13 protein-coding genes (1 of these 13 only partly in view) are annotated in these 20,812 nt (G+C 43.4%); 2 read left to right on the top strand and 11 right to left on the bottom strand.

All coding sequences use genetic code 11. The features are described from left to right. The 11 genes from AU387_RS11855 to AU387_RS11905 form a co-directional block, all read right to left on the bottom strand. A protein-coding gene (locus tag AU387_RS11855; RefSeq protein ID WP_059335769.1) for a non-ribosomal peptide synthetase crosses the window boundary here: on the bottom strand, nucleotides 1–8,160 show its 5' portion. Its footprint begins 6,993 nt before the window's first position; 8,160 of the gene's 15,153 nt are visible here — the first part of the coding sequence; its start codon is at nucleotides 8,158–8,160; its stop codon lies beyond the left edge, outside the window. 62 nt (nucleotides 8,161–8,222) lie between these two features. Next, nucleotides 8,223–8,972 (bottom strand): polyketide synthase, encoded by a 750-nt coding sequence (locus AU387_RS11860; protein ID WP_059292742.1) that lies wholly within the window; start codon nucleotides 8,970–8,972, stop codon nucleotides 8,223–8,225. 43 nt (nucleotides 8,973–9,015) lie between these two features. Next, nucleotides 9,016–9,798, bottom strand: coding sequence for an enoyl-CoA hydratase/isomerase (locus AU387_RS11865; RefSeq protein ID WP_082687896.1), 783 nt, complete (start codon nucleotides 9,796–9,798; stop codon nucleotides 9,016–9,018). After that, nucleotides 9,786–11,048, bottom strand: a complete 1,263-nt coding sequence (locus AU387_RS11870; protein WP_059292744.1) for a hydroxymethylglutaryl-CoA synthase family protein — start codon at nucleotides 11,046–11,048, stop codon at nucleotides 9,786–9,788. Before AU387_RS11870 ends, AU387_RS11865 begins: the two co-directional genes overlap by 13 nt. Further along, nucleotides 11,049–12,296 (bottom strand): beta-ketoacyl synthase N-terminal-like domain-containing protein, encoded by a 1,248-nt coding sequence (locus AU387_RS11875; protein WP_059292745.1) that lies wholly within the window; start codon nucleotides 12,294–12,296, stop codon nucleotides 11,049–11,051. Continuing rightward, a complete protein-coding gene (locus AU387_RS11880; protein WP_059293196.1) occupies nucleotides 12,274–12,522 on the bottom strand; it encodes an acyl carrier protein in 249 nt (82 codons plus the stop codon). Before AU387_RS11880 ends, AU387_RS11875 begins: the two co-directional genes overlap by 23 nt. A 93-nt stretch (nucleotides 12,523–12,615) precedes the next feature. Next, nucleotides 12,616–14,919, bottom strand: coding sequence for an ACP S-malonyltransferase (gene fabD / locus AU387_RS11885; RefSeq protein ID WP_059335771.1), 2,304 nt, complete (start codon nucleotides 14,917–14,919; stop codon nucleotides 12,616–12,618). Nucleotides 14,920–14,924: 5 nt separating this feature from the next. Then, nucleotides 14,925–15,890 (bottom strand): acyltransferase domain-containing protein, encoded by a 966-nt coding sequence (locus tag AU387_RS11890; RefSeq protein ID WP_059335772.1) that lies wholly within the window; start codon nucleotides 15,888–15,890, stop codon nucleotides 14,925–14,927. Between the two features lie 452 nt (nucleotides 15,891–16,342). Continuing rightward, nucleotides 16,343–17,209 carry an ACP S-malonyltransferase gene (gene fabD / locus AU387_RS11895; RefSeq protein ID WP_059292748.1) on the bottom strand — a complete coding sequence of 289 codons (867 nt, stop codon included), beginning with the start codon at nucleotides 17,207–17,209 and terminating at the stop codon, nucleotides 16,343–16,345. A 374-nt stretch (nucleotides 17,210–17,583) separates the two neighbouring features. Further along, nucleotides 17,584–18,258 carry an MBL fold metallo-hydrolase gene (locus AU387_RS11900; protein ID WP_044155824.1) on the bottom strand — a complete coding sequence of 225 codons (675 nt, stop codon included), beginning with the start codon at nucleotides 18,256–18,258 and terminating at the stop codon, nucleotides 17,584–17,586. Nucleotides 18,259–18,435: 177 nt separating this feature from the next. Next, nucleotides 18,436–19,038, bottom strand: a complete 603-nt coding sequence (locus AU387_RS11905) for a TetR/AcrR family transcriptional regulator (protein WP_044155825.1) — start codon at nucleotides 19,036–19,038, stop codon at nucleotides 18,436–18,438. A gap of 119 nt (nucleotides 19,039–19,157) precedes the next feature. Here AU387_RS11905 and AU387_RS11910 point away from each other — a divergent pair, with 119 nt between their 5' ends. After that, a complete protein-coding gene (locus AU387_RS11910; RefSeq protein ID WP_059335773.1) occupies nucleotides 19,158–19,715 on the top strand; it encodes a hypothetical protein in 558 nt (185 codons plus the stop codon). Between the two features lie 260 nt (nucleotides 19,716–19,975). Next, nucleotides 19,976–20,422: a YrvL family regulatory protein gene (locus AU387_RS11915; protein WP_059292750.1), complete on the top strand. Its 447-nt coding sequence runs from the start codon at nucleotides 19,976–19,978 to the stop codon at nucleotides 20,420–20,422. Nucleotides 20,423–20,812 lie beyond the last annotated feature (390 nt).

Consider the following 20,812-nt stretch of genomic DNA (forward strand, 5'->3'; position numbering starts at 1 on the left):
CACATTCTGCATGCGGGATGCAATGCCGTCGCTGACCTTTCGTTCGGTTTCACAGAAGACAACGAGATGCTCTCCGTAAGATGTCACCTCTTTATCGCTCACCTCACACTTATTCCAAATCGGCTCGAGCATTAACCGCTCATGTGTAACTGAGTGTTTTGGCGAATGAACTTCTCCTTCCAATACTCTTGTTGAAAATCCCTTCATCCTTACGCATACGTCCCCAGTCTCGTCAAACAAATCGATATCCGCTTTCTGCACCATATCCCCGCCGTGATCACCGTCACTTAACCGGGCATATGCCCACATCGCAGACGTACATCCTTTGATCACTTCAAGTTCTTCAAGCGCAAACGGCAAAATCAATTTTTGCTCAGTAAATTCCTGCATGATACAGATTGTGGCGGCCTGAACAGCGGAGTCCATCATACTTGGATGCAGCACAAAACGTTCCTGTGTGTCAGAAACAGATGCTGGCAGCTGCAATCGTGCCAAAACCTCTCTGTTTCCGATATTCACTTTCTGAATTCCTTGGAATGCCGGACCATGAAACATTCCTCTGCTTCTGCCTTCCTCGTAAAATTGGTGAGGCGAAAGCTCCTTCCGGCTGCAGCGGCGCTGTAATTCACCAAGATCCCAAGCCGGCTTTTCTGCTGCAGTTATCAGTTCCGCACTGCCTTGACTGTGTATGGCTGAGTCTGACCCTTCTCCGGTACTGTAAATGTCATATGTGATTTTCCCATCCTCTTCTGGAAAGAGACTGATATGCACACGAACCGGCTGACTCTCGACCACTACAGGCTGAACCCAAACGGCGTGATTCAATTTGATTCTGACATCCTGTTCGTTCGTGCTGCCTGCCGCCTTGTTTACAGCCATTTGCGCCATTTCAAGGTAGGCAACCCCAGGGAGCACCGGCTTCCCTCTCACCACATGATCTGTCAGAAAGAATTCCTCACCTGTAAAAACTGAACTGAATCTCTGCTCAGAAAAGTCTGACGTATTTTGATGAAGCAGCGGATGCAATGCACTGACGCCTGTCTGTTTAGCGGACATTCTTCCCGAAAGTTTGTGATCATCCTGTGATGCCCAGTATCGTTCCTTTGCAAAAGGATATGTCGGCAAACTCATTCTGTTTGGACGCACATCTTTGTAAAGCTGTAGCCAATCAATATGCGCTCCTTTACTCCATATCTCCGCCAGCTTGTTCACTTTTCCTTTTGCGATCCACTTCCCAATCAGGTCCGCGCTGTCTTCATCCTCTGTCAGCCATGAAACATCCTTGGCTTGCTGCTTCTCTCCTTGATAACAGCCTTCTATTGATGAATTTCCATTGATAAAATCAGCCAGCCTTTGTTTTAACTCATCCACATGATCAGCGATAAAGGCAACCCGATATTCCATTGCTTCTCGCCCGACCTGAAGGGTATAAGCAAAATCAGCCAGACGGCCGCTTTCAAGCCCTCTTCTTTCCAAATGAACCAGAATGCCATGTACATACTCATGCAGCCGCTCTTTATTTTTTGCCGATATCGGAATGATGCAGGCCCCTGTTTGTTTCTGATCAGCAGAAACTGTTTTGTATTGCTCGAAAATCGCATGAGTGTTTGTCCCGCCAAGCCCGAACGAACTAAGTGCAGCCCTGTGCGTTTTTATTTCATTACTCAATGCTTTCTTTTGATCGACGACGTAAAAAGGAGAATGAGCTAAGTCTGTATTTGGATTAGGCTCCTTATAATTGATGCTAGGAGCAAGCTCATTATGGTAAAGGCTCATCACAACCTTAATGCAGCCTGCCAGCCCGGCGGCCGTATCAGCGTGTCCGATATTGGATTTGACCGATCCGATTCCGCAAAATTGTTTTTTATTTGTATACTGCCTGTAAACTGCCGTCAACGCTGACAGCTCGATTGGATCTCCAAGCTTCGTACCTGTACCGTGCGCTTCCACATAGCTGATAGATTCAGGCTGAATATTCGTTTGATTCATGACCTTTTGAATCACGTCCGCCTGTCCTTTTACACTTGGAGCATAAAAACCGACTTTATCAGCTCCATCGTTATTTACACCTATGCCTCTTAACAACGCATAGATATGGTCGCCGTCTTTTACGGCATCCGCCGCTTTTTTCAGCAATACAACGGCAACGCCCTCACCGCCAATCATTCCGTCGGCAGAGGCATCAAATGCCTTAATATGCCCATCGCTTGAAAAATTCAAACCTGACTGATGCACGTAGCCGATATTTGACTCGGTGTGCAATGTCGCTCCGCCGACCAAAGCATAATTAGATTCACCAGACATCAGGCTTTGATAGGCGGAATGCAATCCGATTAAAGAAGAAGAACAATTGGCATGAACGAAATAGCTAGGCCCTTTCAATCCGAGCTTATGAGAAATCATCGTCGGAATGGTTCCGCTCTGTGCAAGCACCCACGATACATAACCGTCCGGCGTTTCAAGGCTCTCCGTTGTTTCTTTTGGCAAGAGCGCGCGATATGAATTATTGCTTGCCGACATATAAACACTCGTTTCCGGAATCTGTTTGGACACGTAACCTGCATCTTCTATCGCTTTCCAGGAGTGAGTCATGAGCATCCGCAGCTGCGGATCCATAAATTCAGCATCTTTAGGTGATATTTGAAAGAAGCTTGGATCGAACTCGTCCTTCCCTTCAATCGAAGATTTAGCCGGGACATACCGTGAGCTCTCAGTCAGTTCCTCTGAAACACCAAAACTCCGAAGCTCTTCTGTACTGAAAAATTTAATACTTTCCTTGCCGTCTCTAAGGTTCTCCCAAAACTCAGCATGGTTTTTCGCACCTGGAAATTCACACGATATCCCAATAATCGCTACACTGTCCTCATAATAATCCGGAAGATCACCAGTAACATTTTGCATGTGAATAGGCTTATCTGACTTTTCCGCTGATGCTAAAGTCAAAGAGAAACCAGTATCCGCCATTTGCTGTTCAGTGATATATTTACTGATGCCTTTGATCGTTGAGTATTCAAACAAGTCTGTGACAGTAAACTCACAGGATAGTTCATGCTTGATGCGTTCGGACGCCGTAACAGCGAGAAGCGAATCGCCTCCCACATCGAAAAATCCGTCTTCCTGCTCAATGTCATAAACGTTCAGTACATCTTGCCAAATAGATAAAATAGTTTCCTGTATTTTCACAGAAGCAACATTCCCTTGCCTTGGCTGCTTCGCTGTCACTTTTTGTTTCTTCAGAGTGTTTCTGTCTATCTTGCCGTTCGGTGTTAACGGCATTTGGTCAAGCTGGGTAAAATAAGAAGGCACCATATAGGCTGGTAAACTGTTTTTTAAATAATTCCGCAGCTCCCTTGATGATAGAGATAAATTTGCATCTTTCACTGTATAATAGGCAGCGAGCTTCTCGTCTCCGTCCTGTTCAGCTGCAAGAATGACGCTTTCCTGAATAGCCGGATGTTCATTAAGCCGACTTTCAATATCGCCAAGCTCAATGCGGAATCCGCGTATTTTCACCTGGTTGTCGATGCGGCCGATATATTCAATCCTGCCTCCCGGAAGCCAGCGTGCCATGTCACCAGTTCTATAAAGCTTTGACCCAGGCTCAAAAGGGCTGTCTATAAATCTTTCATTCGTCAATTCACCCTGTTTGTAATAGCCCTTTGCCACTCCGTCCCCCGCAATGCAAAGCTCTCCCGGGACACCAGCCGGGACAGGCGTTAGCTGCGAATCGGTAATATAAATCCGGGTATTTGCGATAGGCCGGCCTATCGTGATATGAGAGCTTTCTTCATTCACACACTGGACCGCAGACCAGACTGTTGTTTCCGTAGGTCCGAACATATTCCAGGCTTCGCTGTCCGTATTGAGAAAATACCGCTTTAGCTTTTCAGGTAAGGCTTCGCCTCCGCATAGAATCTTGACTCCCTCTTCATTTTTCCAGCCTGAATAAAAGAGCATTTTCCATGTCGCAGGGGTTGCTTGCATGATTGTCGGTCTCATATCTTGTATGTCGCGCTTCAGTTTTTCAACGTCTTTTGTATGTTCAGTTTGGCAAATATGGCACTGCGCCCCCTTTATCAAAGGGAGATATAGCTCTAAAGCAGCTATATCAAAACAGTAGGTTGTCACAGCAAGCAGGCTATCCGCTGATGAAAGACCAGGCGTCTCACCCATGGAAACGAGAAAGTTTGTCAACGCTTTATGCGGAATCATGACACCTTTTGGCTTCCCTGTGCTGCCGGACGTATAAATGACATAAGCCAAGTTTTCCGGCTTGACGGTGCGCGAAAGAACACGACGATCAAAAGCGGCTTGAGTGATCTCATCCCAGTCCTGATCTAACAAAATTGTCTGAATCCCATTCCAGCTTAAAGTATTGGCCAATTCGGAAGTAGTCAGTGTAATGGAGACTTCACTGTCCTTCAGCATGTATTCCAATCGCTCAGCCGGATAAGACGGGTCTAACGGCACATATGCTCCTCCTGCCTTGAGAATCGCCAATAAACCCACAATCATTTCCAGCGATCGATCCACATAGATACCTGCCAAGCGATCCGGCCCCGCTCCATGCGCCTGCAAATATATGGCCAGCTGTGTGCTTTTTTCATCAAGCTCCCGATACGTCAATGTTTCACCTTTATAGCTGACAGCCGTCCGATTAGGCGTCTTTTTCGCCTGCTGCTCAAATAACTCATGAAAACACGCATGTGGATAATTCTTGTCAGTAGCATTCCACGTTCTGAGAATCATTTGTTCCTCTTCGTCAGTTAATAAAGAATACTCATTTAAAGACTGAGAAGGACTCCCAACAGCCTGTTCTGTTAAATAAACAAAATGATCGAACATAGCGGAAATAGAAGCGGTATCAAACAGCCCAGTATGGTATTTGATGTTCAGCTCCATTTTCTCTTCTTCTTCCCATAGCTCAAACACCAATTCGTATTCACCCTCTTGATGAATACTCTCAACGAAATCAACAGAAAAGGAATCCTTATATTTACTCAACAGACTTTGATAACTTCCAGTTTGAAGAAAATTCTGATAGAAAAAAGCTGTCTGAAAAACAGGTGAACCTGCTTGCTGGCGAGAAATATTCAAATCCCGCACCATTTTTGGAAAAGGATAAGCCGCATGATCCAGTCCGTCGAGGATTGTGAATTGCAATCTCGAAACAAACTCAGAAAAAGTTTCTCCCGCTTTCAGTTCACCTCGAATAGGCAGCATATTGAGAAAATGCCCAATAGAGGAATCAAATCGCTCTTCAGGTCTCACCATCGCAGGCATGCCGACGATCAGTTCTTTCTGATCGCAATAACGGCCTAACAGCATCATATAGCAGCTCAGCAATACCGTTGAAACATTTGTAGAATGCTCTTTGGCAAACGATCTGACACGCTTCATTAAACTGCTGGGCAGCCGCCGAGCGTATGTGTCTTCCTTAAACTCTGAAACGGACGTACTGGTGCTTACAGCCGGCAGCTGAAGATTCGGCAATGTGCCCGATAGCTGTTTCCGCCAGTACGAACGATGTTTCTCGCCGTCTTCACCGGCAAGCATGTTCTGTTCCCAAGCGGCAAAATCATGATAAACGGCCGGTGAAACAGACTCTTTCGGCTCCTGTCCTTCTAATAGAAGCTTATAGCTGTCAAAAAGACTGCGAATAAACGTCAGGGAAGAAATCCCGTCAAAAATAATATGGTGAATAACCACAAGCAAAAAGTGCTCTTCTTCTGATCTGGAAAAAACACGGACGCGCATTAACGGGCTGTTTTCCTTTACAAACGGTTCTTTTACTTGTTTTCTTAGATAAGCAGTTGTGTCAGACTCTTTCATACCCGAAATGTCTTCTGTTTTGATATCAAGAGATAGCGCCAGCTCATTTTTGAGGCAAGGCACTCCGTCTTGTTCTTGAATCACATGCTTTAATATCGGATGCTGTTTCAGCACATGGTGAAAAGCTTGCTTTAAAGTTTCAAGGTGAAGCGCTGACGTAAATCGAAAACAGAGAGGTACGTGATACGCGCTATTTTCAGGTGACATTTTTTGCAATGTCCACAAACCTTTTTGAACTTCAGAAAGAGGTTGAAAGGCTGCTTGCTTTTTTTCCGCCTCTTCTGATTGGGGTGCGTCAATGCTGTCTTTGTCACCAGACAGGCTGCTCCGCAAATCTTCTTTTTCTGACAGATAGTTGGCCAGTGATTCGATTGCAGGATACTTATATAACTCTCTGGCTGTGAGTCTGATGCGGTATTTTTTCTCGACCGCCCGAATAAGCTTCATCATCTTAATAGAGTCAATACCGAGGCTTTGGATATTGGTGTTGGGCTCAATCCAATTGCGGGAAACATGAAGCTCATCAGTAAAACAGCTGAGCAGATATTCCTGTATATCTTCTCTTATTCTTTTGGCATCATCTGCTTCCTGTGTCTCTCCCTCACCGTTTATACGGTTCGGTTTGTGAAGTAAATAGTCGAACTCTCCATTTTCAAATGCCGTTTTCAGCTGCGTGCGCTGAATCTTTCCTATAGCTGTTTTCGGAATCTCTTCTTTATGCACCGGCAGCAAAAATTCGGGAGTCACACCGATTGTCTGTGTGACATGGTACTGTATGTTTCTAAGAAGCTGAACAATTTCATCATCATTCATCTGGGTGGAAGTAACAAAGAAGATAGCCAGCTGATCCGTTGTATTGTTATTCACACGGACAGCACAAGCGGCAGTATAAGAAGTTTCGATTTCCGCTAATTCTTCAACTGCGGATTCAATCGCATGGCTGTAGTAATTGACACCATTAATAATAATCGCATCTTTCGTACGGCCCGTAATGGTTAGACGCCCACTGCGCAAAAAACCGAGATCGCCAGTTTCAAACCAGCCATCCTCCGTAAACACACTCTCATTCAAATCCGGGCGCCGATAATATCCGCTGGTAACAGAGAGGCCAGAGACTTGAAAACGGCCGATCTCGCCTTCCTCAACCAATTCATTATGGTCATCCACAATCCTCATGGAGAATCCAGGAATCGGGGAGCCTATTTCCACAAAACCATCATCATCGCTTGTTGCGGCACGGGTAAACTCACGAGAGAAAATCACGCCGGATGAAGTTTCGGACATGCCCCATGCAGGGCGAATCGCATCAGCAGGCAATCCGTGAGGTTCTAAAAGCTCTAGCATTCTGCGCCCGACTTTAGCGACCATCGCTTCACCGCCATTGAGCATATAGCGCATGGATGACAGGTCCCAGTTTCGATTTTTCATTTCATCAGAAAAATCAGTGACCAGTCCGAAAGCAAAATTCGGCGCCCACGTAACAGAAGCACGGTAATGATCAATCCAATCAAGCCATTTTAGAGGTTCCATCAAAATCGCTTCACTTGCGACGTTGATTTCTTGGCAGCCAAGATAAACATCCCGCAAATGAAGCATCCCGATGCCTCCGACATGATCAAACGGCATCCAGTTAAACGTGATATCCTCTCTTGTAAAACCTTGCATTTGAATAATGCCTTTCACCATGCTTAAAATATTTTTGTGATTGAGCATGACTGCTTTGGGAGTGCCCGTACTCCCTGAAGTCAGCAGCAGAAGCGCCAAATCTTCAGGATGAGCTTGGTGCCAGTCGGTTTCCATCTCATCACAGTAAAGATCCTCGACAGCCAAGGCGCGAAAACCTTCAAGTTCTTGCTCTTTTGCCCAATCAATCATTTCCTGAAGCAATTCCCGACTCGTAATCACCGGCGGCCTGTCAAGAAGTGTCCATGCGTCTTTCAGTTTTTGAGTCCCGCTGTTCGACTCTGTGTACGTCGGGGCAACAGCTAAAGGAGCCGGAACAATTCCAGTTGAAACACAGCCCCAGAAAGCAGGGATAAATTGTGAATTGTCACCAAGCTGCAAGATCACATTGTCCTTTGCTCTCAGGCCAGATTGACGGAGCCCCTTCACAATACGCAGCGCATCCTTCCATAAACGGCCGTAAGATTGATGAATCTCAGTTCCATCCGGCTGCAGATAAATGATCCCCTTTGTTTCTCCAAGCTCCGCTGCAGTTTTGTATAAAACCTCGGGTATTGTAGCCGGTTGATCTTCGGATATATGTAATGGCTCCCCATAGCTGACAGAGGGATTAGCTAATCCGCGGGTATTCACATCATTTCTCATAGAGCTGCCTCCATTTCACCTGCACATTTTTATGTATCACACGACGATCGTTTCTAATTCAATTAATTCCCATACAAACCTGTGATTCTCGTTTTGACTTCGTCTTGATGAAATGTTTTCTCATGCATAACGAGCTCCTGTTCTATCACGCTGGGAAGCTGCTCGCGAAGCGGCGCAACCAAGTGGTCCTTTAGTGTAATTAAGGAGTTTCTCGGTTTTTCCGCCAGCTCACGCGCCAGCTCCACAGCATACTCCAAAACTTCAGATCGAGGGAGGACTTTAAAGGGGATTCCTCTTTTTTCGAGATCGGCTCCCCGGTAATTGCCCGCATTCATTAATAACTCCTGCGCCAAGCTGAACCCGAGTTTTTGGGGAACGATAAAAGTGGCTCCCATACCCGGCGTAAACCCGTATTTCATAAAATTAGTGGTATACACGCTCTCCCTGCTCAGAATAACAAAATCAGCAAAGAGCCCCATGACAAAGCCGCCCCCAATTCCGTGACCCTGCATGGCAGCAATGACGGGAATTCTGCAATCAAGTGCCAGAGAATAGAGATTATCATCAGTAAACTTGGTGATTCCTTGCTGGATTCTCAGCAATCCTTCTTGTGTTCCGCCTGAAGCAAAATAATTGTCGTATCCCGTTAAAATCACTGCTTTATAGCTTTGGTGATTGCGAATGAATTCGAACGCTTGAATTAATCCGTCTGTGAGTTCTTGCGAAAACGCGTTTTTATGAGCACGGTCATGCATCTTGACCTGAATAATAGCGGGCTCGATTTCAAAAAGCTCTACAACAGAATGCGTCATGATGTCCTCCTAACGGTTTCTGATTGTATGTATTTCACACAGTTTACGGGCTCTTCTCCCAAGGGAACTGCCCCGTTTCAACGTACCTTATGATGCCCATTTGATTTTGAGGGTCGGAAAACATGTCTTGATTTTCAGTTAAAGCCATGGATTTCGTACGGCGTGGGCGGTCATCCAATGAATTGATAAACTGTTTATACCGCGCAATTGCCTTTTTATTTAACCGCCGCAAGCGCAATAAATGCTTTCTCAGCAGGACCTCGCTTTGAGCGTCACAGGCATCTACCAAGCTCCATTCCATGGCTTCCTGAACAAAAATCGGTTTTGTCATTAATGTCATATAATGCGCTTTTTGATAGCCGATCCTGCGAATCAGAAATGGCGGCACACAAGCTGGATAAAGACCAAATAACAACTCGGACAGACTGAATGATGCAGTTTGATCCGCAATGACAATATCACTGGCAGCCACAAATCCAAGACCTCCGGCATTTACTTTTCCCCGCACATGTGAAATGGTGACAAAAGGACCAGTCTGCAATTTCAGCCACAAATCATAAAGGGGTTCTTGAGAACTCGCTTGTTTTCTGCCGCTTTTCATCTCCTGATATATTTCTTGAAAATCCGCTCCGAAACAAAATACCTCCGGGAGCCCCTCTAAAACAATGACCGTAACGGAAGATGTCTCACATTGATTCATCACTTGTAAACATTCATCGATTAATTGGTCATTGATCGTATTATTAGCGTCAGGACGATGAAAGGTTAGATAGCAAATTGACCCTTGAAACCGGACCTTAATCGTTTGGTATGTCACGACATCCACCTGTACTTGCGATGAAACTCAGAAATTTCTTCTAAAAACAGCCTCGGCTTTTCTTGATGAAACTGCAATATCCCCGGAATCATCTCAAGATCCAGCTTGACATTACGAGTTCCGAACCGGACCATCCCGCTTCCCTTGAACAGCGTTTCATACTCATCCATTGAAAGATGATATCGATTGTCCAAGTGCTTCTCGATTTCAAATAAGCGCTGGCGTTGTTGGCCTTGAGGCGTTGCAATTCCGCTGTAAAATTCAGAACAGCAGCCTGAACCATAGGAGAAACAGCCGATTCGTTTAGGCGAGTCAAGCTGCGCTTTGTCAATAGTGCTAGCCAACGCCAGAAGCAATGCGGCTCCCATAATGTTTCCGACCCTTTGGCAGTAGAGCAATCCCGGCTGTACCCGTTTCAAAAAATCAGTTTCTATCTCGGCCGTTTTCGCCTTTGCCATCTTACGCATCATCGTCCGGTGCGCCCCTTTCACCATTCCGCCAAAAGGCGTATGGTAGGCTAGATATTGAAACGTATCTTGATAATGAGCCCCAGGTACACGTTTTTGATATTCCAAGAACGTTTGTTCACAGCAATCCAAATATGACATTAAAGACAGGTCAGCATCTCCCGCCTCACTGTCGGGAATGGGACGGCACGTATCCATCACTTCGTAGCCGTAATAGCCGTTTGCCCCGGGATCAACTTGAAACACCTCGGGATTTTCGCCTATCAAAACAGCCACTGCTCCCGCTCCGGCACTCGGTTCGGCATAGGACCAATCCTCACTTAAAGCGTCTCCGCCTTCAGCGATTAAAAAACGGGAAATATCACTGGCGATGACCAGTGCTTTGGCACCCGGAGACGTCTGGGATAATATAAAATTCACTGCCATTTGAAATCCGGCAGTTCCTGAATAACAGGCTTGTTTTATTTCGAACAAACGACAGTTGCGATTGAGCCCTAAATACTCATGGATATAGGTGCTTAATGATTTTCCAAAATCGATCCCAGATTCGGAACAGGTGATCAGCAATTCAATCCTGTCCTTCTCTGCGTCACTTAGTGAATCAATAATCGGTTTAGCCGCATTCACTCCAAAGGTCACAGGATCTTCGTAAGGCAGTGCTACCGCTTTTTCCTTCATTAATAAATTTTCAAATCTAGCAGTATCTAAATGTCTGTACTTGGCTAATTGCATGACATCAAGGTATGCCGTTCCGCCAAAGACATTCATCGCTTCTATTCCAGCAGAAACCATTTATGATTCGCCTCCGCATTTTTCAATGTTTTGTATACAAACAGCGGTATTCATTCCGCCAAAACCCATGCTTAAACTCAACGCGTTTTTTATGTCGTGTGAAATTGATTGATCCTTCACCCAATGCAAGGAAGGATCAATTGGATCATGTAAATTCCGGCTCGGATGCAGGCGTGATTCTTTCATTTGAAGCAGTACAGAAATAATCTCAACAATGCCTGCTGCACTGAGCCCATGCCCGGTTATTGACTTTGTTGCGTTTATATAAGCATGAGAAAGACCGCAAGCATGCAGCGCCTTCAATTCAATTTCATCTCCAATGAAAGAACCCGTGCCATGAGGGTTTATGTAATCAATTTCTTCAGGTGTGAGACCGGCTCGCTCCAATGCCTTTTGTATGACATGGATCTCCCCTTCTAAAGAAGGATCAGGGTTTCGGTTCCCGTCTACTTTGATTGACCATCCAGACAATGCTGCATAGGGTTTTACGCCCCGGCGGACAGCTGTATCTTTTCGTTCTATCACCAATGCGCCGCAGCATTCTCCATAAATAAATCCATCTCTGTTCTGGTCAAAGGGACGGCAAGCGTTTTCCGGCTCATCAGCATATTTATCCGTTCCCATAGCGCCTAAAGCCCTGAGCGCCTCACATTCCATATAGGAAATATCCATTAACGCCCCCAGTGCGATGCAAATATCAACCTCTCCTGACAGGACTTGCTGAATTGCTTGAATCACCGCCAACTGGCCGCTTGCGGAAGCACCTCCCGCCGTATAAGCTAAACCGGTGATTCCAAACTGTTCTGTACAAAGACCGCAAAGATCGCTATCCATAAAAGACAATGCATATGCTGGCGACATGAAACCAGAGCGGTCCCTATAATTCTCATAAAGCTGGAGGGTCTCTCTTTGCTGAAAGTTCGATCCTCCTGCTACCAGCCCGATACGTGCGGAACCAGCATCGTCTAACTTCGCCTCCTCCCAGGCTTCTGAGAGAGTAACCAAAGCAGCTCGGCTGGAAAATGACGCTTTTCTTAGCAGTTTCTTAGAAAGACGGTCCGGATAAGATAACGAGGGAATTTCAGCTCCAATAAACCGGCTGTCTTTTTGTCTGCCAGGGCGCTGCATCACTTCAAAGGCATGCCTCCCAGACAATAACGAAGAAACAAAAGCCTCTTTCCCTTGGCCGATCGCTGCCGTTACTCCGACACCGGTCACCAAAATCTCAGGCGAATTGTACTTTGTCATAAAGCACCTCAGCTAATTCGCCGATGTTGTTCACACCAGACAGCTCGACACGAGGGATTTTTAATGATAAATCCTCAAGCACCATGGTTATAATTTCAGCCCTGTCGACAGAATCAGCCCCTAAATCAGCTAATCGATCTTCAGGCTCAAAACGGTGTCCGTCCAATTCCGGAAGAACCTCACAAATATTAGTAATCAATACTTCGAAGACTTTCTGTTTATTCATAACGTTTGTCTCTCCTTTAAATGGAATGTTAAACATGCAGGCTTCAACCATTTCTTTCGCAATATTCAATCTTTTATTATTGCACAATAGACTTTAAAGCGCCTTTTGAGAAAATAATGCAATTCTGTCGTTAAGTAACTTTGCGGTTTCTGTCATTAATATTTTCCCGATGTCATCCACATGACGGTTCCGCCAGCTCTCTAATTCCGAGCCTTTCACCCATTGATTAAAAGCCCCTAACGCCGGGCCGCAGTGAACTTGATAATCGACTTTAGACTCTTCGCTTCCGCTGATCGCCAATTGCGAGCTGTACCTAAAGTACCATCTGAAAATCAATGCCATCTTATGTTTCGGATTCCGTTCGGCCTTCTCAATCTCTGCCGATGGATAGTGTAATTTAATATCTTCATATATTTTTTCGATACTGCGTTTAAAATATTTCTCCTCTAGCTGAGTTAAGGTCTTTTGATCGATCTCACTCAATGATCCAAATCGCTGGTAAAGTTCATGCAGCTTGCTGGCTCGCGCCGGAAAAAACACACCTTTTTTCAGCACTTGCACTTTGCTGCCCGATTCGAACATATCACCCGCTGGCGCATACGCCGTATCTTGAACATTCATTTGCTGCAATAAATCTTTCACTCTGTCACTTGTGGCCGCTTCAACCGTACACTGATTGATTGAGCCGGTTAAGATAAAATCAGCACCGAGCATAAAGGCAGCCATCGCCGCCTCAGGAGTTCCTATCCCGCCTGCCGCACCGACGCGTATTTTTTTGTTATATCGATACTTTTTCATCATTTCGTCTCTTAATAATGTCATCGCCGGCATCAAACTGTATGCGACACCGCCGTCCGTATGACCGCCTGAGTCGGCTTCCACACAAATATCCTCTGCCACAGGGATCTCCCGCAATAACTCAGCTTCACTCGTTGTGATTTTGTTTTCTCTTAAAAGCTTTTCTACCATATTCTCCGGCGCAGGACTCATAAAGGATTCGGCAACCTCTGGCCTTGAGATTTTCGCTATCATTCGATTTGCACATGTCACTTCACCGTTTGGACGCCGTTTCAATCCTTTGGCGCGATATCTTACTAAAGCAGGCGTGACACTTAGAAATGCAGAGGCTTCCAAATGTCTCACATTATGTTTCAATAAAAGATCAATCATTTTTTCTTCTGATTCAATATGCTTCATATTGTGCACCAGGTTAATGCCATAGGCTTGTCCCTGCCCCAATTCGCCTTGAATAGACAGAATCGCATCCTCAACGTCATTCAGATCCAAACCGCCCGTGCCAAAGAATCCCATCATCCCCGCTTTTGACATCTTTACAACCATTTCTTTCGATGCAATTCCGCGGTACATTCCTCCTGCAAGATAAGCATATGTAAGTTGATAGTCTTTTTTAAACTCGGCACTTCCTAATGAATGAGCTGTAATTTCAGCAGACATTCGAGCTGAATGGGCGTCACTCTCTGCTTGTTCATTTTGCTGGCCATTAGAGGCATTTTTCTCTGTTGAATCAGCAGGATGTGTTAACGGCTCCGCTTCATTTTTTATGCGGGTAATTAAGCCGGTTAACACCTTTCCAGGACCGACTTCTTCAAACTCCATTGCTCCTCTTCCCATAAGAAAACGAATGCTGTCTGTCCATCTAACCGTGCTGTTCATTTGTTGAGACAGGGTCTCTTTCAGCCTTTCCTGTTGATAAGGCTCTGCATATACATTCGAGATAACTGGAAAAGACAAAGGCGAAAAATGGAAAGTTTCTATAAATTGCTTAAATTCTTGTTTTGCTTCATTCATATACCTGGAATGAAAAGCTCCGCTTACGTTTAATGGGTGAAACAGCTTTACATCCTGGATGGTTTCAAAAACAGCTCTCGCTTTTTCAATATCTTTTTTTTGCCCGGAAATCACAATTTGCCGAGGTGTATTCTCATTTGCCACATCAATCGTATGTAAATGATGTTCTTCTAATACGGATGCAACTTGTTCCTTATCTAAACCGATCACCGCAGCCATACCGCCTCCAGTAATCCGTCCCATCAGCTCGCCTCTTTTTTTCACCAGCTTTAAGCCTGTCCCAAAGTCAAATGCGCCTGCTGCAAACAGCGCGTTGTATTCTCCTAAGCTATGCCCCGCCGCAAAATCAGGTTTTTCTCCGGTCTCCTCCAGCTTTTTCAAATAACTGAGTGCATTGACCACGTATAAAGCCGGCTGAGTATATTGAGTATGATTGACATCGAAATAGCCTTTTTCAGTACAGAGTTTTTTGATTGAATATCCAAGTATTTGATCTGCTTGGTCCGTCAAATGCTGATATTGCTCAAAAAGTCCTTGTCCCATTCCTTTTTGCTGGGAGCCTTGTCCCGGAAAAACATATGTAATCATCTTGTTTACTTCCTTTCTAGTTTCTGTAAACGCTCAACCATCTCCAGATTTTTCAGCTCCTGATGAAATGGTGTGATGATTGAATAACAGCGATTCGCTGAATCTCCCGAGATTAATTGTTTAACAAACGCAGCTAAGGTTCCTGAAGGCCCCAAATCAATGAAATAGCACGTATGCTGACTTTCCAAAAATTGAATAGCTTCTCGAAATCTCATTGGTCTTCTTACAGTATCCCAAAAGAAATCGTTATGAATCTCGCGAATGCTGCTTCCCGTTAAACAGGATACCAACGGAATTTTAGGGTGTTTAAAAGATTTTGATCTTAAAAATTCTTTATATATATCTTCTGCAGGATCAATAAGGGAAGAATGAAATCCGTAGGATACAGGCAGCGGCTGGCAGAGAATCTCGTTCTCTCTCAGGACATCAGTGATCTGCTGTATGTTTTCACTTTCTCCCGAAATGACAAAGTGCGAATCATAATGAATGGAGGTTAATTCACTATTTTCAAATAGCTGCGGATGATCAAGTAATAGTTGCGGTTTGTCGAGTATAGCCAGCATTTTTCCTTTATCGCAGTATTTTTCGATGACGGTAGCCTGTTCAAGTATGCATTCCAGTATCTCTTTTGCGTCTAAAACACCGGAAGCAGCAGCTGACGCGAATTCTCCCAGACTTGCCCCCAGCACGTAATCAGGCTGGATTCCCTTTTCTGCGAAAACCCGATATAAAGAATACTCAACCATAAAAATAGCGGGGTGCGTATAAAGGACACGGTCAAACGGATCCGATACACGCTTAGCGGGATGATACATTTCATTGACTATAGATATGCCGATTCGCCGAGAGACAATGGCATCCATTTCAAGCATACATTGGCGAAAAACGGTGTTTCCGCTGAATAATTCTTTTCCCATATGATAGTACTGAGAGCCTTGTCCGGAAAACATAAAAACGAGTGGTTCATTCATTTGTATAACCTTCTTTTTTTATGTATTTATAGGTGAGTTACGGAAATATGATGATGCTGGCCTGCCTGTGAGAAAAGCCTCGTTATATGGTTTATAACATGAATGGAAAAATGCTTTCGTTTTGTTGTTCTGGATGTGGAAGCTCGTTAATGAAGTGATCTTGGAAGCATCTGAATTTGATGTGAATCATTTTGGCATCGCCAAAAACATCGACTCTATTATGACTTAGATGTTTTTGAAATAAAGGGCGGTTCTCTTGAAAGGAGAGCGATGGTTTATCGTCATATAAAAACTGACTGCGATAGTGCAAATGTCCGCTAGAGAGCGAACTTTTTTTATCAGCCTCTTTATGTAACAGTATATAAATTCTTTCCGTTTTAACAGTGTCTATCGAATCATGCATCACGTATACTTTAGACCCGAATTTGAGGCCTTTTGGTATAGAAATCGGGTTAGCGTGTCATAGGTTCCGCATCTGTTTGAATGCGGCGGATCAATCCTGTTAACACATTTCCCGGTCCTATTTCCTCAAACTCCATTTGACCTTTTTCCATTAAAAAGCGTATACTTTCAGTCCATTTTACCGAATGGTTGATTTGATCCGCCAGTGTCGGCTTAATTACTTCAGAAGAGTACGGTCTGGCATATACATTAGAAATAACCGGAATAGATAAAGGAGCAAAATGAAAAGTGTCAAGAAACTGTTCAAACTCCTGCTTTGCATGATTCATGTATCTGGAATGAAACGCACCGCTGACGTTTAAGGGGAGAAACATCGTAACGTCTGTTTTGGCTTCAAAGATGGATGCGGCTTTGTCAATATCTTCTTTTTGACCTGAAATCACAATTTGATAAGGAGCATTTACATTCGCAATGTCAATCGCATGTAAATGATGATCTATCAAAACCTCTGAAACCTGTTCTTCATTTAGTCCCATAACGGCCGCCATACCGCCGTTGCTTACCATGCTCATCAGCTCGCCTCTTTTTCTGACAAGCTTTAACCCCGTCTCAAAATCAAAGGCTTCAGCTGCAAATAGCGCATTGTATTCTCCAAGGCTGTGCCCGGCAACAAAATCGGGTTTTATGTCTGTTTCCTGTATTTTTTTCAGGTAGCTTAATGCGTTCACTACATATAAGGCCGGCTGAGTAAATTGCGTTTTGTTTAAGTTTGAATAAGGATTTTCTATGCATAGGCGTTTGATAGAATACCCTAAGATCTCATCTGCTTGTGCCGTCAGTTCTTTAAACTCATCAAATAACTCACTGCCCATTCCCTGTTTCTGTGAACCCTGTCCCGGAAAAACATATGTGATCATTCTATTAAAGCCACCCTTCCCCGCATATATAATTACCTGCTGACTTACGTTATAAAAAATATAAGTATTGCCCCGGATAAATAGTAGCATGTTCATGTTGATGGTAACCTCTGTAAATATTATCCGTCAAGTTAATTTTTCCTACACTTTCCATCGTTTTTTCTCTGCATTTTTCAATAAAGGTATAAAGAATCTGGACACGCTGTAAAACATAAGAGAATAGACCTAAATATCATTTGTGCCAAAAGATGATGATACATAAGCTTCATTTCATTACTTAATAAAATCAACCCGTGCTTTGTCATCATTTTTCAAAAGGCAAATCTTTCGGATGCAGAAAGAAAATAGTCTAATAGAATGATTTCGGGAAAAACTTATTTAAAATCAAAAATGCCTCTTTGATTTTTTCTATTGCGGAATTTCACAAAATATTCTCTTTTATCAATCTGAAAATAAATATTATGTTTTAAAAGCTCACCTATTGTTTGCCCTGGTGCTTGACCAAATGAATGCCCCGGATAAACCCGCACTTCTGGGGAAACGATGGATTTTATCCTCTGAACACTGTCGAACATATCATCTGCGGAACTGCCATGATCTTCACATATCCCGCATCCTTCCGTAAAAATCGTATCTCCTGTGAATATACTTTCTGAAAATAAATAACACATCCCGCCGGCTGTATGCCCAGGTGTAAGCAGACATTGCGCTTTCGTCATTCCTATGCTGATGGTTTCAAGGTCTTGAAGAGCAATTAAGTTTTTGCATCTGAATTGGTAAAAGTCGATTTCTGTTTTCGACATATACACTTGAGGATGAAATAATGCCGAGAGCGGCTCAACAAGATTTACATGATCATAATGAGAGTGCGTTAAAAGAATTGCTGATAAATCAACCTCCAGCTCAGAAAGTTTATTAGTTATTTTACTCAATTCCCATGATGGATCAACAACTATTGCAGATCGGCTTACAATATCTTCAATGATGTAACAATAGTTAGTCCACCTGTGATGAAATGTTTTGATCGTATGTACCGCATAAGTAACCATTTTCACCATTCCTATCAATATGAAGTTCTTTCATTCTCTCTTCCATCCCACTTTACCAAACGGCATGCGGCTTTTCCATTCTTCAATTCATTCTTGCAGTTACGGCTTGATTCTCATAAAAAAAGTTATTCTTTTTGGAGACTTGTCCATTAAGAATAACTTTTTACAGTAACCTATTCACTCTTGGGCTGATTCATCCACGCAGATAGATTGTAAATGCTGCATAATCACACGTTTGATCCGTTCTTTATTCACACGGCGAGGGTCAAACATCGCATGTAAAGCCAAGCCATCGATTAAAGCGTACAGCCTCTCTCCTTCTATTTCTTTATCAGCATGTTTTTGCAATAAATGAAGCTGGTCCAAGTAGTCAATCAGATTTCGAATTGCTTTGTAAATTTCGTCATGTCCCTCATCAAACATATTGTCTTTATGTCTCGCATAAACAGTAAAAGCAAACCATACCTCCATCTCTCTAATCGTTTCAGCATTTGTCGGGACAATTTCAAGCAGTATGTGTAACACTTTTTCTTTAGGCGGCAAATCATGGGCAGCAATTTCATTAATGCGGTCTGTCACCTTTTCTTTCACAAGTTTCATTGCAAAAACAAGCAATTCATCCTGAGTTGAAAAATAATGGCGAAGCGCACCTAACGACAGTCCTGCTTCTTTGGCAATGTTTCTGACTGAGGCCCCCTCCATCCCTCGTTCTAAAATCACCCGCCATGTCGCTTCTGCAATGTGTTTTCTTCTTTTTTCATGGTCAATTTGTTTTGGCATATCATTATTTTACCAAGAAAAAAATCAAAGAGCAATTTTTATAATACAGTTGTTTTATAAAAATGCAGATGGTAAAATCATATTAAATAATACAACTGTATCGGAAAGAGGGGAACAGATTGAACAGTGTCGCTTGGATGATTGTCTTCTGCGAAATAGGATTTTGGGTTGTAATAGTGTTAGGTCTTGTCGTACGCTATCTATTTAAACAAGATAAATTAGGGCTGCTTCTTTTTGCCTTAACCCCTGTCATTGACCTGATTTTGTTAATAATGACGTCCGCGGACTTATACCGCGGAGCCGTTGCGACTACTGCGCACGCGATTGCTGCAGTGTACATCGGCGTATCGATTGCTTTCGGCAAGCAAATGATCCAATGGGCGGATGAAAAATTCCGTTATTATGTAACAAAGCAAGGCTCAAAACCGCTTGTGCGCTATGGAATGGATCATGCTAAACATTATGCGAAAAGCTTGATCAGACATGTGCTCGCTTACCTTATTGGTGCCGGGCTGCTGGCCGGGATGATTTATTTTATTAATGATGCTACCCGTACCGAAGCTCTGGGCAGTGTTTTAAAGCTATGGACAATCATTCTGGGCATTGATTGCCTGATCACCGCCAGTTATTTTATCTGGCCGAAAAAAGCGAAAGCTTCAAAAAATCTAAGAAGTTAAAATTAGTCTCGCTAAAAAATCCTTTTTCAATAGAAAAAGGATTTTTTCACTTTTGTAAATATATGTTACACTTTATGCAAGTCATCTAGATAAGGAGCTTATATGATAAAAGCCTCTGCTTTCTCAGTATACCTGCCGGATTTTCGTTTTTTTCATTAGGCACTTGCCTAGGAAACATCTCCTGTTTTTATTATTATTTTAGTATATTCGGGATGAATTCTGCTGTATTGTGAATCACTAACATGTAAGGAGTGTAATACGTGAGCCAGAAAGAACACGACACGCCATTTAAAGACTTAAAACCAAGCTCAAAAATAATAGTGATTGTATCCATTGCCCTCCTTATCACAATTGCAGCTGCTGTGATCTTCGGCGGTTATTTCTTCGGCATGAAAGGGCTATTTGCCATTCTCGGCATCACATACGATTCCAATCAAACCTTATTGTTTTTTATATTGGGATGCTTTGCTGCCGGACTGGTTATAGACCCTCTAACAAAAGCCGTTTCTTTGATCATGATTCATTCACTTTCTATCAGAAAAACAGCACTTTTCACATTTGTTTTTTATTTCATCGCTAATTTCATCACAATTTGTTTAGTTGATTACTTTATGGATTCTATTTATATTCCGGACGCATTACTCTTTGTCATATCAGCATTTATGGCGTTCACTGAACTAGCATTTGATGATCAGCCTAAAACATGAACCGATAAAAAGCTGCTTGTGATTGATTCAAGCGGTTTTATGCTGTAATGACATTTTCGTCGCCTCACTTTCCTATATGGTCAAGAGAAAGTGTAAAACAATTAGAGGAATGAAACCTGGAATGCAAAACAAAAATCAAAATATGTCTAAAAACTTGTTATTGTTTTGTTTCTTCTTGTTGCTGTGTCTAGTGTGCATCACAGCCCCGGCTACGGGTGAGGCAGGAATGGGCAACCAGAGGAGGTTCATATTCTCATAGACTTAGGGGCATAGCCCTCACTCTCTGTCCTCATTCGCGAGTGAAGATACATATAAAATCTTTTTGATGAATTGCTTAGTCATCTTTAATGCTCCTTCGAATATTTTGTATCCTATTCATAATCTCTCCTT

Origin of the sequence: Bacillus halotolerans (assembly GCF_001517105.1) — a bacterium.
GTDB lineage: Bacteria > Bacillota > Bacilli > Bacillales > Bacillaceae > Bacillus > Bacillus halotolerans.

Excerpts from the sequence above, each read along its gene's own strand:
- AU387_RS11860 (WP_059292742.1), bottom strand. The coding sequence starts at position 8,972 with ATGACGCATTCTGTTGTAGAGCTTTTTGAAATCGAGCCCGCTATTATT.
- AU387_RS11870 (WP_059292744.1), bottom strand. The coding sequence starts at position 11,048 with ATGGTTTCTGCTGGAATAGAAGCGATGAATGTCTTTGGCGGAACGGCA.
- AU387_RS11875 (WP_059292745.1), bottom strand. The coding sequence starts at position 12,296 with ATGACAAAGTACAATTCGCCTGAGATTTTGGTGACCGGTGTCGGAGTA.
- AU387_RS11880 (WP_059293196.1), bottom strand. The coding sequence starts at position 12,522 with ATGAATAAACAGAAAGTCTTCGAAGTATTGATTACTAATATTTGTGAG.
- fabD (WP_059335771.1), bottom strand. The coding sequence starts at position 14,919 with ATGATTACATATGTTTTTCCGGGACAAGGCTCCCAGCAAAAAGGAATG.
- AU387_RS11890 (WP_059335772.1), bottom strand. The coding sequence starts at position 15,890 with ATGAATGAACCACTCGTTTTTATGTTTTCCGGACAAGGCTCTCAGTAC.
- fabD (WP_059292748.1), bottom strand. The coding sequence starts at position 17,209 with ATGATCACATATGTTTTTCCGGGACAGGGTTCACAGAAACAGGGAATG.
- AU387_RS11900 (WP_044155824.1), bottom strand. The coding sequence starts at position 18,258 with ATGGTTACTTATGCGGTACATACGATCAAAACATTTCATCACAGGTGG.
- AU387_RS11905 (WP_044155825.1), bottom strand. The coding sequence starts at position 19,038 with ATGCCAAAACAAATTGACCATGAAAAAAGAAGAAAACACATTGCAGAA.